Annotated in this window: 13 protein-coding genes; 2 read left to right on the forward strand and 11 right to left on the reverse strand. The window is 69.0% G+C overall.

What is annotated here, in order from left to right; translation table 11 throughout:
• Window positions 1–62: 62 nt before the first annotated feature.
• Complete coding sequence (locus JR064_RS21150; protein ID WP_241093215.1) at window positions 63–1,235, forward strand: lipoprotein N-acyltransferase Lnb domain-containing protein; 1,173 nt, start codon at window positions 63–65, stop codon at window positions 1,233–1,235.
• Between the two features lie 25 nt (window positions 1,236–1,260).
• Window positions 1,261–2,253, forward strand: a complete 993-nt coding sequence (locus JR064_RS21155) for a magnesium and cobalt transport protein CorA (protein WP_179565472.1) — start codon at window positions 1,261–1,263, stop codon at window positions 2,251–2,253.
• 185 nt (window positions 2,254–2,438) lie between these two features.
• On the opposite strand, the gene JR064_RS21160 is transcribed toward JR064_RS21155, so the two are convergent.
• From JR064_RS21160 to JR064_RS21210, 11 genes are all read right to left on the reverse strand, one after another.
• Complete coding sequence (locus JR064_RS21160; protein ID WP_206231035.1) at window positions 2,439–3,803, reverse strand: NAD-dependent succinate-semialdehyde dehydrogenase; 1,365 nt, start codon at window positions 3,801–3,803, stop codon at window positions 2,439–2,441.
• A gap of 197 nt (window positions 3,804–4,000) precedes the next feature.
• Window positions 4,001–4,846 carry an ABC transporter permease subunit gene (locus tag JR064_RS21165; protein WP_179565474.1) on the reverse strand — a complete coding sequence of 282 codons (846 nt, stop codon included), beginning with the start codon at window positions 4,844–4,846 and terminating at the stop codon, window positions 4,001–4,003.
• The gene (locus JR064_RS21170) at window positions 4,843–5,811 is read right to left on the reverse strand and encodes an ABC transporter permease subunit (protein WP_206231036.1); all 969 of its coding nucleotides are present in this window, start codon (window positions 5,809–5,811) and stop codon (window positions 4,843–4,845) included. Before JR064_RS21170 ends, JR064_RS21165 begins: the two co-directional genes overlap by 4 nt.
• Entirely contained in the window at window positions 5,808–6,932 is a 1,125-nt protein-coding gene (locus JR064_RS21175; protein WP_191824253.1) for an ABC transporter ATP-binding protein, read from the reverse strand. Before JR064_RS21175 ends, JR064_RS21170 begins: the two co-directional genes overlap by 4 nt.
• Window positions 6,933–7,082: 150 nt before the next feature.
• The gene (locus JR064_RS21180) at window positions 7,083–8,579 is read right to left on the reverse strand and encodes an efflux transporter outer membrane subunit (protein WP_206231037.1); all 1,497 of its coding nucleotides are present in this window, start codon (window positions 8,577–8,579) and stop codon (window positions 7,083–7,085) included.
• A 7-nt stretch (window positions 8,580–8,586) separates the two neighbouring features.
• On the reverse strand, window positions 8,587–10,170 hold the full coding sequence (locus JR064_RS21185; RefSeq protein WP_179565480.1) for a DHA2 family efflux MFS transporter permease subunit: 1,584 nt from the start codon (window positions 10,168–10,170) through the stop codon (window positions 8,587–8,589).
• On the reverse strand, window positions 10,167–11,369 hold the full coding sequence (locus JR064_RS21190) for an HlyD family secretion protein (protein WP_206231038.1): 1,203 nt from the start codon (window positions 11,367–11,369) through the stop codon (window positions 10,167–10,169). Before JR064_RS21190 ends, JR064_RS21185 begins: the two co-directional genes overlap by 4 nt.
• Before the next feature lie 488 nt (window positions 11,370–11,857).
• Window positions 11,858–12,988: an extracellular solute-binding protein gene (locus tag JR064_RS21195; RefSeq protein ID WP_206231039.1), complete on the reverse strand. Its 1,131-nt coding sequence runs from the start codon at window positions 12,986–12,988 to the stop codon at window positions 11,858–11,860.
• 161 nt (window positions 12,989–13,149) lie between these two features.
• Window positions 13,150–14,274, reverse strand: a complete 1,125-nt coding sequence (locus tag JR064_RS21200) for a polyamine ABC transporter substrate-binding protein (RefSeq protein ID WP_179565486.1) — start codon at window positions 14,272–14,274, stop codon at window positions 13,150–13,152.
• Window positions 14,275–14,373: 99 nt separating this feature from the next.
• On the reverse strand, window positions 14,374–15,738 hold the full coding sequence (locus JR064_RS21205; protein WP_206231040.1) for an aspartate aminotransferase family protein: 1,365 nt from the start codon (window positions 15,736–15,738) through the stop codon (window positions 14,374–14,376).
• Window positions 15,726–16,038, reverse strand: a 313-nt coding sequence (locus JR064_RS21210; RefSeq protein ID WP_206231041.1) for a hypothetical protein, incomplete at its 5' end; no start/stop codon positions are given. The genes JR064_RS21210 and JR064_RS21205, both read right to left, overlap by 13 nt.

Below are 16,038 nucleotides of genomic sequence, written 5' to 3' on the forward strand. Positions count from 1 at the left end.
CCTGCTACGCGGCGTTCGCGTTCGCGCAGGCCAGCGACGCGGACCTCGCGGCACCGCCCGCGCTGGTGCCCGCCGCCGCCGCAGCGCCCGTCGCCGGTCTGCCCAGCGACGATGCGTCGGCACCTGCGCCGCGCATCGGCGTGGCCACGATGCAGCCGGGCGAGGTGTTCTTCGAACGCTTCGGCCACGATGCGATCGTGGTGGTGGATCCGCGCAGCGGCCAGGCCACCTCGTACAACTTCGGCTTCTTCGATCCCAGCGAGCCCGACTTCGTCAGCCGCTTCGCCGCCGGCGACATGATGTATTACCTGGTCGCCCTGCCGCTGCAGGACGACCTGGCGCAGTACCGCGACGCCGGCCGCGGCGTGGACATCCAGTGGCTGGACATGGAACCGGCGCAGGCACGCGCGCTGCAGCAGGCGCTGGCCTGGCGCGCGCGGCCGGAAAACGCGCGCTACCGCTACGACTACTACACCGCCAACTGCGCCACGATGGTCCGCGACGCGCTGGACCGTGCGCTGGGCGGCACGCTGCATGCGCAGCTGTCGGGGCGTTCGCGCGGCAACACCTATCGCAGCGAATCGGTGCGGCTGGCCTCGCCGGCGCCATGGATGTGGCTGGGCTTCGACCTGGGCCTGGGCCCGTTCGCCGACAAGCCGCTGTCGCGCTGGGAAGAGGCGTTCGTGCCGATGCGCCTGGCCGAGAGCCTGGGCGAGGTACGCAACAGCGCCGGGCGCCCGCTGGTGCAGTCGCGCCAGCAGGTGCTGCCGCAGCGGCTGGCGCCGGAACCGCAGGAACAGGCGCGGCACTGGTGGCCGTGGCTGCTGGCCGGGCTGCTGGTCGCCGTCGGGGTGGTCGCGCTGGCGCGGCGGCCGCGCTGGCTGGCGGCGCTGGCGCTGCCGTTCTGGCTGCTGTGCGCGCTCGGCGGCGGCGTGCTGCTGTACCTGTGGGGCTTCAGCGACCACCGTGCGGCCTGGGCCAATCGCAACCTGCTGCTGCTCGACCCGCTGTGCCTGCTGCTGGTCGGCGGCGCCATCGCGCAGCTGCGCGGTCGCCCGCCCGGACGCTGGTTCGGCCTGGTGTTGTGGCTGGTGGTCGCCCTGGCCGGCGCGGCCTTGCTGATCCATTGGCTGTCGATGCTGCAGCCGCAATTCAACCTGCAGTGGATCGCCCTGCTGCTGCCGGTGCACGCCGCGCTGGCCTGGACGTTCACGCGGCGCCGCTTGCAGCGCTGATCCCGCCCGCACACCATTGCTGCCCATGGCCACCGTCCCCGCCAATCCCGCCTGCGTCATCAACTGCGTGCACTACGACGGCCACGGCCGCCGCCACGACATCGCCTTGGAGCAGATCAGCGACGTGCTGGCCGGCGACGACGGCTTCGTCTGGGTCGGCATGTACGAACCCGCCGACCACGTGCTGCAGCAGCTGCAGGACGAATTCCAGTTGCACGACCTGGCGATCGAGGACACCCGCAAGGCGCACCAGCGGCCCAAGGTCGAGGCCTACGGCAATTCGCTGTTCCTGGCCGTGCACACCGCGCAGGTGATCGACGAGCGCATCGTCTACGGCGAGACCCACGCCTTCCTCGGCGCGCGCTTCCTGCTGACCGTGCGCCACGGCGCCTCGCTGCCGTACGCGCCGGTGCGCGAACGCCTGGAGCGCGAGGCGGCGCTGATGCAGCTCGGCCCGTCCTACGCGCTGTACGCGGTGCTGGACTACATCGTCGACAACTACCAGCCGATCCTGGACGAATTCCGGCAGAGCCTGGAGCGGCTGGAGAAGGACATCTTCGCCGAGGCCTACCGGCGCGACACCGCGATCCGCCTGTACGAACTCAAGCGCGAGCTCAACCAGATGCGCCTGGGCGTGGCGCCGCTGCAGGACGTGCTCGCCCACCTCAAGCGCAACCCCGGCCCGCTGATTCCCGACGAAGTGCGGCTGTACGTGCGCGACGTGCTCGACCACGCGGTGCGTACCAACGAGGCGATCGACACCCTGCGCGAGATGCTCGGCACCGCGCTGAGCGTGAACCTGTCGCTGGTGACCCTGGCCCAGGGCGAGACGGTCAAGCGCCTCGGCGCCTGGGCCGCGCTATTGGCCGCCCCGACCCTGATCACCAGCTGGTACGGCATGAATTTCAAGCAGATGCCGGAACTGGAATGGCCCTGGGCCTACCCGCTGATGATCGGCGGCGTCGGCGTCGTCTGCCTGGGGCTGTATCTGGCGTTCAAGCGGGCGCGGTGGCTGTGAGCCGCCGCGGTGCGGCGGCGGGAATGGGGAAACGGGAATCGGGAATGGGAAGAGCGTTGCGTCGCTGACCCACGCTCGCCGGCCTATTCCGAGTCACAGGCGCAAAGCCGTGAACTCATCGCAGAAGGGAAAGGCGCGTAGCGCTGCTTTTCCGATTCCCTACTCCCCATTCCCGATTCCCAGCCTCACCCAACATATACCGACTTGATATTCATGAACTCATGAATCCCATGCTCGGCCAGTTCGCGGCCGAAGCCGGAGCGCTTGATGCCGCCGAACGGCAGGCGTACGTCGCTCTTGACGATGGCGTTGACGAAGGCCGCGCCGCACTGCAATTGGCGGGCGACGCGCTCGCCACGGGCGCGGTCGGCGCTCCACACGCTGCCGCCCAGGCCGAAGCTGGTGTCGTTGGCCACGCGCACCGCCTCGGCTTCGTCGGCCACGCGCAGGATCGCGGCGACCGGGCCGAACAGTTCCTCGTCGTAGGCGGGCATGCCCGGCACCACGTGATCCAGGATCGAGGCCGGATAGCCGGCGTGGGTGCCGGTGTCAGGGGCGCCGCCTAGCAGCGCCGTGGCGCCCTTGGCGATGCTGGCCTGCACCTGCTTGTGCAGTTCGTCGCGCAGGTCCTGCCGGGCCATCGGCGCCAGCGTGGTCGCCTCGTCCTGCGGATCGCCGAGGCGGCGCTCGGCCGCCGCGGCGACGAAACGGCGCACGAAGTCGTCGGCGATCGCCTCCACCACCACGAAGCGCTTGGCCGCGATGCAGGTCTGCCCGGCGTTGTCGAAACGCGACTTCACCGCCGCAGCCACGGTGATGTCCAGATCCGCGTCGTCCAGCACCACGAAGGCGTCGCTGCCGCCGAGTTCCATCACGCACTTCTTCAGCTGATCGCCGGCGTTGGCGGCGATGGAACGGCCGGCGCGCTCGCTGCCGGTCAGCGTCACCGCGGCGATGCGCGCGTCGCGCAGCACCTCGGCGGCCTGGTCGTTGTCGATGTGCAGCACGTCGAACACGCCATCGGGCACGCCCGCCGCGGCGAGTGCCGCATGGATCGCATCGGCGCAGCGCGGCACGTTGCTGGCGTGCTTGAGCAGCGCCACGTTGCCGGCCATCAGCGCCGGCGCCAGGAAGCGGAACACCTGCCAGATCGGGAAGTTCCACGGCATCACCGCCAGCACGCAGCCCAGCGGCTCGTAGCGCACGTAGCTGCGCTGCGCATCGGTGGCGATCGGCTGCTCGCGCAGGTAGTCGGCGGCGTGCTCGGCGTAGTAGTCGCAGGCATCGGCGCACTTGTCGACCTCGGCCAGCGCCTCCTTGCGCAGCTTGCCCATCTCCGCGGTCATCAGCCGCTGGATCTCCTCGCGGCGCGCGCGCAACTGCACGCCAACCTGCCGCAACAGCGCGCCGCGCTTTTCCAGCGGCGTCTGCGCCCATGCGGGAAAGGCCTGCGCGGACGCGGCAAGGCGCCGCTCGACGGCGGCGGCATCCATCAGCTCCAGGCTGTATTCGACCTGGCCGGTGGCGGGATTGACGGTGTCGTAAGGCATCGCGACGGACTCCTGGAAAAAGTCCACCCAGCCTAGCGCCGCGAAGGTTGCGGCGGCGTGGCGATGCGGCGACCGCGATGGACCGCAGCGTTCTGCGGCGACGGCGGCTCTGGTAGGAGCGGCTTCAGCCGCGACCGGACGTCACCGGTAACGCCCGGTCGCGGCTGAAGCCGCTCCTACAGAAAAGCAGCACTCCGCTAACCGCCCTGCTGCAGCGCCAACTGGATGTCGCGCTGGCGGCGCTTCTCGCTGCGCGCCATCAGCCACCAGCCGACGAAGGCGGCGATCGACACCGCCAGCACCATCAGCGTGGCCAGCGCGTTGATCTTCGGCTTCAGCCCCATCCGCACCGAGGAGAACACGGTCATCGGCAGCGTGGTCGAGTTGGGCCCGGCGACGAAGTTGGCGATCACCACATCGTCCAGCGACAGGGTGAACGCCAGCAGCCAGCCGGACACCAGCGCCGGGGCGATGATCGGCAAGGTGATCAGGAAGAACACCTTGAGCCGGTTCGCGCCCAGGTCCATCGCCGCCTCTTCCAGCGAGCGGTCCAGCTCCTGCAGGCGCGAGGACACCACCACGGTGACGAAGGACAGGGTGAAGGTGACGTGCGCGGCCCAGATCGCGGTCACGCCCTTGGGCGGGATGCCGATCAACCCGCCCATCGATACCAGCATCATCATGATCGACAGGCCGATGATCACCTCCGGCATCACCAGCGGTGCGGTCACCAGCGCGCCGAACAGGCTCTTGCTGGGAAAACGGCGGAAGCGGGTCATCACCATCGCCGCCAGCGTGCCGATCACCATCGACCCGGTGGCGGTCCAGAACGCCACCTTCAGGCTGATCCACGCCGCCTGCAGGATCTGCCGGTCGCGCAGCAGCTCGCCGTACCACTTGGTGGAGAACCCGGCCCACACCGTCGCCAGCTTGGAGGCATTGAACGAGTACACCATCAACAGCAGGATCGGCAGGTACAGGAAGGCGAAGCCGCCGGTCAGCACCGTCCAGCGCAGCACGCGCCCGCCGCGCAGCGCGCTCATGCCTGGCCGCCCTCGAGCTGGCGTTGCTGGTAGCGGTTGAAGATCAGGATCGGCACCATCAACAGCGCCAGCATCGCGATCGCCACCGCCGAGGCCGCCGGCCAGTCGCGGTTGTTGAAGAACTCGCCCCACAGCACCCGGCCGATCATCAGCGTGTCCGGCCCGCCGAGCATTTCCGGGATCACGAACTCGCCCACCGCCGGGATCATCACCAGCATGCAGCCGGCGACGATGCCCGGGCGCGACATCGGCAAGGTGATGGTCGCGAACGCCTTCCACGGCCGCGCCCCCAGATCGTAGGCGGCCTCGAGCAGGCGGTGGTCCTGCTTGACCAGCGTGGCGTACAGCGGCAGCACCATGAACGGCAGATAGCAGTAGACGATGCCGATGTAGGCGGCGATCGGCGTGTACAGGATGCGCAGCGGCTGCTCGATCAGCCCCAGCGCCAGCAGCGCGCGGTTGAGCACGCCGTTGCTGTCGAGGATGCCGATCCAGGCATAGACGCGGATCAGGAACGAGGTCCACGACGGCAGCACCACCAGCATCATCGCGATGTTGCGTGCCGACGGCGACATGCGCGCGATCACGTAGGCCATCGGATAGCCGATCAACAGGGTCAACAGGGTGGAGATCCCGGCGATCTTGATTGAGCCCCAGTAGGCTTCGATGTACTGGTTGTCGCGCACCAGCGCCAAATAGTTCTGCAGGGTGAACTTCAGCGTCAGCACGCCGTCCTTGTAGTCCAGCAGATCGCTGTACGGCGGGCTGCTGATCGCCTGTTCGGCGAAGGAGATGCGCAGCACGATCAGGAACGGGATCGCGAAGAACAACAGCAGCCACAGGTACGGAGCGGCGATCACCAGCCAGCGCGCGCCGGGCAGGCGCCGCTTGCGCAGGCGCTGCAGCAGCGTGCGCGGCGACGCCGCGGGTTGCGCGGCAGGTGCGGCGGCGGCGGGCGCGCTCATGCGGTCAGCACCACGCCGTCGTTGTCGCCCCACCACACCCACACCGCATCGCCCCAGGTGAGGTTGTCGCTGGCCCAGCGCTGCCGGTTGGCGAAGTTGGCCATCAGCTTGAAGCCGCTGGGCAGGCGCACGTGGTAGACCGAATGGCTGCCGAAGTAGGCGATGTCCTCGATCGTGCCCTGCGCCTTGTTGTGCGCCTGCGCCGGCGCGTCCTTGCCGATGCCCAGCTTCTCCGGGCGCACCGCGAACGAGACCGGCTGCCCGGTGATGCCGGTGATGCCGTGGCCGACGTAGATGCTGTCGGGAAACGCGCCGGTGCGCAGGGTCACGTAGTCCGGCAGGTCCTCGTCGATGACCGCGTCGATCAGGTTCACCGAGCCGATGAACTCGGCGGCGAAGCGATTGGCCGGCTGCTCGTAGATCTCGTCCGGAGTACCGACCTGCTGGATCCAGCCGGCATCCATCAGCGCGATGCGGGTGGCCATGGTCATCGCCTCCTCCTGGTCGTGGGTGACCATCACGCAGGTCACCCCGGAGGTTTCGATGATGCCGACCAGCTCCAGCTGCATCTGCGAGCGCAGCTTCTTGTCCAGCGCGCCCATCGGTTCATCCAGCAGCAGCAGTTTCGGCCCCTTGGCCAGCGAACGCGCCAGCGCCACGCGCTGCTGCTGGCCGCCGGACAGCTGGTGCGGCTTGCGCTTGCCGAGCTTGCCCAGCTGCACCAGTTCCAGCATCTCGCCGACGCGCTTGGCGATGGCCGCGCGCGACAGGCCGTCCTGCTTCAGCCCAAACGCGATGTTCTGCTCCACCGTCATGTGCGGGAACAGCGCATAGGACTGGAACATCATGTTGAGCGGGCGCTCGTACGGCGGCAGGCCGTCCAGCGGCTGGCCGTCGAGCACGATGCGGCCGCGGCTGGGTTGCTCGAATCCGCCCAGGCAGCGCAGCAACGTGGACTTGCCGCTGCCGGAGCCGCCGAGCAGCGCGAAGATCTCGCCCTTGCGGATGTCCAGGTCGACATCGTCGAGCGCGACGAAACCGTCGAACTCCTTGCGCAAGCCGGCGATGGACAGGTAACCGCTGCCCTTGGCCGGCGGCGCCGCGGCCGCCGCGATCGCCATCGGCGGAAGATCGGATCTCGCTTCGCTCAACGCCATCTGTTGCTCCCCGTGGAAGACACCGCGGCGCGCGTTCGCCGATGCTGCCGGGATTGCGCGGCCGACCCCAGTGTAGCCGCGGCCACCGCATCGGCGATACCGCGGCGCAGGCGTCTATTGCGCCGCTGGCGGCCTCTGCGCGGGCGGCGGCGCCCAGCCCAGGCCCAGGCTCTTCTGCAGCGCCACGTAGCGCAACAGCACCTGGGTCCGCGCCTGCACTGCACTGTCCTGCGCCGAGGCCTGCTGGCGCTGCACGTCCAGCGCATCGATCAGCGACGAGGCGCCGGCCGCATAGCGCTGCTGCAGCAGCGCCGCGGAACGGTCCGCCGAGGCTTCGGCCTTGGCCGCGGCCAGCGCCTGCTGGCGCGCGGCGCCGAACCGGGCGAGCGCGCTGTTGGCATCCTGCAGCGCCGCCAGCACGGTGCCTTCGTAGGCGGCCAGGCGCGCGGCGTTGCCGGCGCGTGCCTGTTCGACCTTGGCCCTGGTCGCGCCGAAATCGAAGATCGACCAGCGCAGGAACGGCGCGACCACGCTGTTGATCGCATCGCTGCCGAGGTCGCCCGGCGAGGTCGCGGCCATGCCGATGTTGCCGAGCAGGGTGACCTGCGGGAAGTACGCGCTCAGCGCCTGTCCGATCTGCGCCGACGAAGACGCCAGCTGGCGTTCGGCGCGGCGCACGTCCGGGCGGCGGCGGATCAACGCACCCGCATCGTCCACCGGCACCACCGCCGGCAGCGTCGGCAACGGCCGGTCCGCGGCCAGCGCGGCGTCGAGCGCGCCCGGCTCGCGGCCGATCATCAGCGCCAGTTGGTCCAGCGCCTCCTTCGCCTGCGCCTGCAGGTCCGGCAACACCGCTTCCTGCTGCTGCAGCTGCGCCTGCGCGCGCTCTACCTGCAGGTCGGCATCGGCGCCGCGCTCGCGGCGCTGCCGGGTCAGTTGCAGGGTCTGCCGCGCCGCGTCCAGATTGCGCTCGGCAATGGCGATGCGCTCGCGGGTGCCGCGATAGCCCAGGTAGGCCTGGCCCACTTCGGCGGCGAGCTGCACCTGGGTATCGGCCAGTTCGGCCTCGTCGGCCTGCGCATCGGCCAGCGCGCCTTCGCTGGCGCGGCGGCGGCGGCCGAAGAAATCCAGTTCCCAGCTGGCATCGAAGCCGACGCTGTACAGCTGCGCATGCGGATCGATGGACAACGGCTGGCCGCTGACGGCGGCCACGCTGCCCAGACCGTCGACCAGCGCGTCCGGCGCCCTGGCGTTGAGATAGGCGGCATTGGCGCCGACGCTGGGCAGCTGTTCGGCATGGCGCTGCTGCACCAGCGCGCGCGAGGCGCGCAGCTTGGCCTGCGCGGCGCGCAGGTTCGGGCTGTTCTGCAGCGCCTGTTCGACCAGCGCGTTCAACTGCGGGTCCTGCAACGCCTCCCACCAGCGCTGCGGCGGCGGCGCCGGCACCACCCCGGCCGCCGCGGCGACCGCGTCGGCGCGATGCAGCTGCGGCTGTGCCTGCGCCGCCTCGGCCACCGGCGGCGGCTTCACGTAGTTCGGGCCGAGCACGCAGGCCGACAGCAGCAGCGGCAGCGCGGCGGGGACGAGCACACGGGAAAAACGCTGAGCCATGGAATCCTCAATGCATCGCAAGCGGAGCGCCGCCCTTGGGCAGCGGTTTGAGCAGCAGCCCCAGCGGAATCGTGCACACCACGATCACCCCGAAGATCCAGAACAGGTCGTTGTAGGTCATCACCAGCGCCTGCTGCTGCACCATGCGCGCCAGCTGCGCCACCGACTGCATCGCCGCGCCGGCGCCGGAAGCGGACTGCAGCTGCGCGGCCAGGCCGTGCAGGTAATCCTGCGCCAGCGGCGAATTGGCACTGGTGCCGCTGCCGATCATCTGCGTGTGGAACACCATGCGCCGCTCCTGGAAGGTGGAGATCAGCGCCAGCCCGATCGAGCCGCCCATGTTGCGCGCGGCGTTGAACAGCCCGGACGCATCGCCGGCCAGTTCCGGCGGGACCGACGAGATGGCGGCCTGGTTCAGCGACATCATCGCCAGCGCCAGGCCGCAGCCCTGCAGCAGCTGGCCGATCACGAAATGCATGCCCACAGAATCGGCGCTGAGGCGCATGTTGACGAAGCAGGCGATGGCGAAGCAGCTCAGCCCGCCGATCACCAGGATGCGCACGTCCACGCGCATCAGCATCTTCGGCATCAACGGCATCAGCAGCACCGTCGGCACGCCGGACAGCAGCACCACGTAGCCGGACTGCTCGGTGTTGTAGCCGGAGATCGTGGCCAGGAACTGCGGGATCATGTACATGACCCCGAACAGGATCATGCCCACCGCCATCACCATCACGAACACCGCGCTGAAACTGCGCTGCAGCAGGATCGACAGGCGGATCACCGGCTGCCGGCTGACGAACTGCGAGGCGACCAGGGCGACGAAGCCGACCAGCGAGAGCAGGCTCAGCAGCACGATCTCCGAGGATTCGAACCAGCGCTCGCGCTGGCCTTCCTCCAGCACCACGGTCAGCGCGCCGAGCCCGGCGGTCAGCCCGAAGATGCCGAGCCAGTCGGCGTCGAGCAGCCCGCGCAGGTTCATGCGCTCGTGCGGCAGGCCGAGCAGCAACAGCGCCACCAGCCCGGCGCAGATCGGCACGTTGATGAAGAACGCGTAGTGCCAGCTGACGTTCTCGGTCAGCCAGCCGCCGAGCAGCGGCCCGATCACCGGACCCAGGATCACGGTCATGCCGAACAGCGCGGTGCCCATGGTCTGCTGCGCCGGCGGCAGCCGCGTGGCGACGATGGTCAGCGCGGTGGGGATCAACGCACCGCCGGCGAAGCCCTGGCCGACGCGGCCGAGGATCATCATGGTCAGGCTGTTGGACAGCCCGCAGACCACCGAGAAGAAGGTGAACAGCAGCGCGCAGATCAGCAGGAAGTTGCGCAGCCCCAGGGTGCGCACGAACCAGCCGGTCAGCGGGATCATCACGATCTCGGCGACCAGGTAGGCGGTGGAGATCCAGGTGCCTTCGGTGCCGCTGGCGCCGACCTCGCCCTGGATGGTCGGCAACGCCGCGTTGACGATGGAGATGTCCAGTGTCGCCATGAACGAGCCGATGGTGCCGGCCGCGACCGCCAGCCACGCGCCGGCGTCGGCTTTCTGCTGTGCGCCGGCACCCGCCGCCGGCGCAGCGGCGGCCTCGTTCACGGCGTGCCCTCGCCCTGCTTGCCTTCCTGCTCGACCCGTTCCTTGGCGTCCTTGGCCGCGCGCGTATCCACCGTGACCGTCGCCGACATGCCCGGCACCAGCACCTTGCGCGCCTCGGCGCCGGCCTTGAGCCGGATCCGCACCGGCACCCGCTGCACCACCTTGGTGAAGTTGCCGGTGGCGTTCTCCGGCGGCAACAGCGCGAACTGCGAGCCGGTGCCCGGCGCGATGCTCTCAACCACGCCGTCCAGCGCGACCCCGGACAGCGCATCGACCTCGATCCGCGCCGGCTGCCCGGGCCGCATCAGCCCGACCTGGGTTTCCTTGAAGTTGGCGCTCAGGTACAGCGCATCGACCGGCACCACGCTCATCAGCCGGGTGCCGGCGGCGACGAACTGGCCGACCTGCACGGTCTTGTCGCCGATGCGGCCGTCGATGCGCGCGGTCAGCCGCGTATCGTCCATCGCCACCTGCGCCTGGTCGGCGTCGGCCTGCGCCTGCTGCAGCCCGGCGCGGGCCTGGTCGAGCTGCGCGCTGGCGCCCTGCACCTGGCTCTCGGCAGCGACGACCTGGGCCTTGGCCGCGTCGTATTGGGCCTGGGCGCGGTCGCGATCGTGGACGATGCTCTCGTAGTGCTCGTGGGTGTCGGCGCCGGACGCGGCTAGTGGCGCGAAGCGCTTGGCCTCGCCCTGGGCGAAGCGCAGGCTGGCCGCGGCCGCGGTGACCTGGGTGCGCGCCTGCAACAGCGTGGCGCGCTGCGCCTGCAGCCCGGCCTCGGCGGCGGCGATGTCGGCCTGGCGGACCGCGACCACGGCCTGCGCCTGCTGCTGCGTGGCGCGGTAGCTGCGCTCGTCGATCTGCAGCAGCGGCTGCCCGGCCTTGACCGTCTGGTTGTCGCCGACGAACACGCCGGTCACGTAGCCGTTGACCCGCGGCGCCACCGCCACCGCATCGGCCTGCAGATAGGCATTGTTGGTTTCCTGCAGGTAGCGGCCGGTGGTCAGGTAATAGACCAGCCACGCCACCAGGCCGATCGCCACCACAAGGCCGATCAGCAGCAGCGTCCATTTCACCTTGGGATTCTTCAGCGGCGCCGGCTTGTCGGGCTGCTTGGCGTCGTGCTGGGCCGGCGCGGCCCGCGCCTCGTCCGAAGCCGCCTGTGGTCGCGTCTGCGCGGGATCTGGGTCGTGGGTGCTCAAAGTCGCAGGTTCCTGGGGGTTGGGACCATCGTCGCCGGTGCGCTTGACGGTGCGGGGACAGCAACGCACTGCGCGCGGCGCGCTCACCACACGGTGGCGTACGGCGGACTGTACAAGTGTCTGTACCGGCGAGTCGAGATCGTGTGAGTGCGACTGGCGGTGGCGTTCAGGCGCCCTGCAAGCGGCTCCTCGGCACGATCCTCGCCCGCTGCAACGATGGCCAATGGGGGTGGCCAGGCGCATCGCGTGCAGGGTGCTGTCAGGCCTTCCGCTTGCGCCGCACCCTCGCCCCTCCCCGTCTCCCGTGGGAGAGGGGCTAAGGCACAGCACCGGCTGTTCCTTCTCCCACCGGGAGAAGGTGGCCCGCAGGGCCGGATGAGGGTACGGGCGCCGCCTCGTACGCCCAATTCGGCGAGGCGCTTCGCGCCGTACCCTCACCCCTACCCCTCTCCCGTGGGGAGAGGGACATCATTTTGCTGCGACGTCGCTCAGCGCCCGGTCTTCAGCTCGGTCCACAACCGCGTGTACTGGCGGTCCACTTCCGGCGGCATCACCGCCAGTGCGAACAGCTTGGCCTGCACCTCCGCCGGCGGGTAGATGGTGCGGTCGCCGCTGATCGCCGCATCGATCAGCGGGATCGACTTGGGCACCGCGTTCGGATAGCTGACGAAGTTGGTGTTGGCCGCGGCCACTTCCGGGGTCAGCAGGTAATTGATGAACTGGTAGGCCTGCTCCGGATGCTTGGCGTCCTTGGGGATGGCCAGCATGTCGAAGAACTGCAGCGCGCCTTCCTTCGGAATCGAATAGGCGATGTGCACGCCATTCTTGGCCTCCTCGGCACGGTCGCGCGCCTGCAGGATGTCGCCCGACCAGCCCACCACCAGGCAGGTGCTGCCCTTGGCCAGCGCGTCGATGTACTGCGAGGAATGGAAATTCTGGATGTAGGGGCGGATTTCCTTGAGCTTGGCCGCGGCCTTTTCGATCACCTTCGGGTCGGTGCTGTTCGGGTCCTCGCCCAGGTAGTGCAGCACCGTCGGCACGATCTCCGAGGCGGTGTCGAGGAAGGTCACCCCGCAGTCCTTGAGCTTGGCCAGGTTCTCCGGCTTGAACACCAGGTCCCAGCTGTCGACGACGTCGGTGCTGCCGAACGCGGCCTGGATCTTGTCCACGTTGTAGCCGATGCCGGTGGTGCCCCACAGGTACGGCACCGCGTAGGTGTTGCCCGGATCCTGCTGCGCGATGCGCTGCATCATCGCCGGGTCCAGATTGGCCAGGTTGGGGATCTTGCTCTTGTCCAGCGGCAGGAACACGCCGGCCTGGATCTGCCGGCCGAGGAAACTCAGCGACGGCACCACCACGTCGTAGCCGCTGCCGCCGGCCAGCAGCTTGGCTTCCAGCACCTCGTTGCTGTCGAACACGTCGTAGGTGACGTGGATACCGCTATGCCGCTCGAAGCCGGGCACGGTGCCTTCGGCGATGTAGTCCGACCAGTTGTAGACGTTCAGTTGCTTCGCATCGCCGCCGCCCGCCGCTTCCGCCGCGCCGTCCTGCCGGCCCGATCCGCCACAGCCCGCCAGGCACAGCACCGCCACCATCCCCGCTATCGCTCGCCGCTTCATCGTCGTCTCCATGCCGCCCGTTGCGGGCAGCGGTTGGCGGGACGCCGCGCTGGCGCGCGTCCCGGTGGTCCTCCCCTTTGGCGGCCGCGCGCGCGGCGCGGCCGTACTGCGTGCAGGCGCCGCGCCGAAGCGCGGCACCATGGACCACGGACGCGACCGGCTCAGCGGCCGGTCTTGATCTCCGTCCACAGGCGGGTATACAGCTTGTCCACCTCGGGCGGGTTGATCGAATAGGTGAACATCTTCGCCGCCACCTCCGGCGGCGGATAGATGGTCGGGTCGTTGCGGATCGCCGCATCCACCAGCGGCGTCGCCTTGGGCACCGGATTGGCGTAGTGGATGAAGTTGGAGTTGGCCGCGGCCACCTCCGGCGTCAGCAGGTAGTTGATGAATTTGTAGGCGTTCTCCGGATGCTTGGCATCCTTCGGGATCGCCAGCATGTCGAACCACTGCGGCGCGCCTTCCTTGGGGATCGAATAGGCCACTTTCACGCCGTTCTTGGCTTCCTCGGCGCGGTCGCGCGCCTGGATGATGTCGCCGGACCAGCCCACCGCCAGGCAGGTGCTGCCGTTGGCCAGCGAGGTCACGTACTGCGAGGAGTGGAAGTTCTGCACGTACGGGCGGATGCTCTTGATCAGCGCGGCGGCCTTCTCGATCTTGGCGCTGTCGGTGGTGTGCGGATCCTCGCCCTGGTAGTGCAGCGCGATCGGGATCAGGTCCGACGGCGTGTCGAGGATGGTGACGCCGCAATCCTTGAGCTTGGCGATGTTTTCCGGCTTGAACACCAGGTCCCAGCTGTTGGCGATGTCGGTGCTGCCGAACGCGGCCTTGACCTTGTCCACGTTGTAGCCGATGCCGGTGGTGCCGACCATGTACGGCACGCCGTACTTGTTGCCCGGATCCTGCTGCGCGATGCGCTGCATGATCTCCGGATCCAGATTGGCCAGGTTCGGGATCTTGCTCTTGTCCAGCGGCAGGAACACGCCGGCCTGGATCTGCCGGCCGAAGAAGTTCAGCGTCGGCACCACCACGTCGTAGCCGCTGCCGCCGGCCAGCAACTTGGTCTCGACCATCTCGTCGCTGTCGAACACGTCGTAGGTGACCTTGACCCCGCTGGCCTTCTCGAACGCGGGCACGGTGTTCTCGGCGATGTAGTCCGAATAGTTGTAGACGTTGAGGACCTGGTCCTCGCCCGCCGCGGGCTTGCCGCCTTCGCCGCCGCCGGAACCGCCACAGGAGGCGAGCAGCGCCGCAGAGAGGGAAAGGGTGAGCAGTCGCAGCTTCATTGCAGGTCTCCGCAGGTCCATGGGGAAGATCGGAAGATACACGCCGCGGCGTCGCGCGGACGGGTCCAGGCCAACCGGCCCAGACTAACCAGCGCCGGCCTATTTGCCCAGCGCCTGGGCGGTGTCCTCCAGCGCCAGCCAGGCCTTGTCGAACAGCTCGTCGACCTGGGCGCGGCTGAGGATCAGCGGCGGCGACAGCAGCATCGCATCGTTGGTCGCGCGCAGGATCAGGCCGCGGCGCAGCGCATGGTCGCGGCACAGCGCGCCGACCTTGCCGCGGTCGGGGAAATAGTGCCGGCGCGGCTTGTCCGGGACCAGTTCCAGCGCGCCGATCATGCCGACGATGCGCGCCTCGCCGACCAGCCTGTGCTCGCCCAGCTCGGCCCAGCGCTGCGCCAGGTACGGCGCGATCTCGCTGCGCGCGCGTTCGACGATGCCCTCGTCCTGCAGCAGGCGCAGGTTCTCCAGCGCCACCGCGGCGCACACCGGATGCCCCGAATAGGTGCAACCGTGCGCCAGCTCGCCACCCTGCTCCTTCAGCACCGTGGCCACGCGCTTGCCGAACATCGCCGCGCCGAGCGGGATGTAGCCAGAGGTGATGCCCTTGGCGATGGTCATCACGTCCGGCTGGAACCCGAAGTGCTGCGCGCCGAACCATTCGCCGGTGCGGCCGAAGCCGCAGATCACTTCGTCGGCGACCAGCAGCACGTCGTAGCGGCGGCAGATGCGCTCGATCTCCGGCCAGTAGCTGCGCGGCGGGATGTAGACGCCGATCGCGCCCATGATCGGCTCGCCGATGAACGCGGCCACGCGTTCCGGCCCCAGTTCCAGGATCTTGTCCTCCAGCCGGCGCGCGGCCAGCAGGCCGTATTCCTCCGGATCCAGGTCGCCGCCGTCGCCGAACGGGTATGGCGGGTCGATATGGTGGATGTCGGGAATGGGCAGTCCGCCCTGGCGGTGCATGCCCTTCATCCCGCCGAGGCTGGCGCCGGCCATGGTGGTGCCGTGGTAGCCGTCGTGGCGGCCGATGAAGATGCTCTTCTGCGGCTGGTCCTGCACGGCCCAGAAGTGCCGCACCAGGCGCAGGATGGTGTCGTTGGCCTCGGAGCCGGAGTTGGTGAAGAAGGCATGGTCGAGGTCGCCGGGGGTGAGTTCGGCGAGCTTGGCGGCGAGGCGGATGGTCGGCTCGGTGGTGCACTGGAAGAAGCTGTTGTAGTACGCCAGCTGTTCCATCTGCCGCGCGGCGGCCTGACCGAGTTCCTTGCGCCCGTAGCCGACGTTGACGCACCACAGCCCGGCGAAGGCGTCGAGCAGCTGGTTGCCGTCGGCATCCCAGACATAGGCGCCGGCGCCGCGGGTGAGGATGCGCGTGCCTTTCTGGGCCAGCGCGGCGTTGTCGTTGAACGGGTGCAGGTGATGCGCCGCATCCAGGTCCTGCAGGGCCCGCGTTTCTATCCGATCCATGTCGACTCCATGCTCTGGTGCTGTGTCTGGTGGTGCTGTGCTGTTGCTGTGTTCCTGCTGCCGCTCTTGCTGTCGCCTTCGCCTTGGCTTTCGCTGTCGCTTTGCCCTTCGCTTTTGCTGCGGCTGTTGCTTCCGCCTTTGCCTTTCGCTGTTGCTGTTGCTTTCGCCTTTGACTTACCGGGTTCCCTTCCGAAGCGGCGGCCATGGCGGGGAAAAACCCCGCAGGGGCGGCGCACATGGATGTGCGCCGTTCGCGGCAGGGGCAGGATGCCCCTTCCGCGAATCCCCGTCATGGACGCG

Source organism: Xanthomonas bonasiae (assembly GCF_017163705.1).
GTDB classification, from domain to species: Bacteria; Pseudomonadota; Gammaproteobacteria; order Xanthomonadales; family Xanthomonadaceae; genus Xanthomonas_A; species Xanthomonas_A bonasiae.

Coding starts and splice junctions, on each gene's coding strand:
- JR064_RS21170 (WP_206231036.1), bottom strand. CDS start 5,811: ATGAGCGCGCCCGCCGCCGCCGCACCTGCCGCGCAACCCGCGGCGTCG.
- JR064_RS21175 (WP_191824253.1), bottom strand. CDS start 6,932: ATGGCGATCGCGGCGGCCGCGGCGCCGCCGGCCAAGGGCAGCGGTTAC.
- JR064_RS21155 (WP_179565472.1), top strand. CDS start 1,261: ATGGCCACCGTCCCCGCCAATCCCGCCTGCGTCATCAACTGCGTGCAC.
- JR064_RS21180 (WP_206231037.1), bottom strand. CDS start 8,579: ATGGCTCAGCGTTTTTCCCGTGTGCTCGTCCCCGCCGCGCTGCCGCTG.
- JR064_RS21165 (WP_179565474.1), bottom strand. CDS start 4,846: ATGAGCGCGCTGCGCGGCGGGCGCGTGCTGCGCTGGACGGTGCTGACC.
- JR064_RS21205 (WP_206231040.1), bottom strand. CDS start 15,738: ATGGATCGGATAGAAACGCGGGCCCTGCAGGACCTGGATGCGGCGCAT.
- JR064_RS21195 (WP_206231039.1), bottom strand. CDS start 12,988: ATGAAGCGGCGAGCGATAGCGGGGATGGTGGCGGTGCTGTGCCTGGCG.
- JR064_RS21200 (WP_179565486.1), bottom strand. CDS start 14,274: ATGAAGCTGCGACTGCTCACCCTTTCCCTCTCTGCGGCGCTGCTCGCC.
- JR064_RS21160 (WP_206231035.1), bottom strand. CDS start 3,803: ATGCCTTACGACACCGTCAATCCCGCCACCGGCCAGGTCGAATACAGC.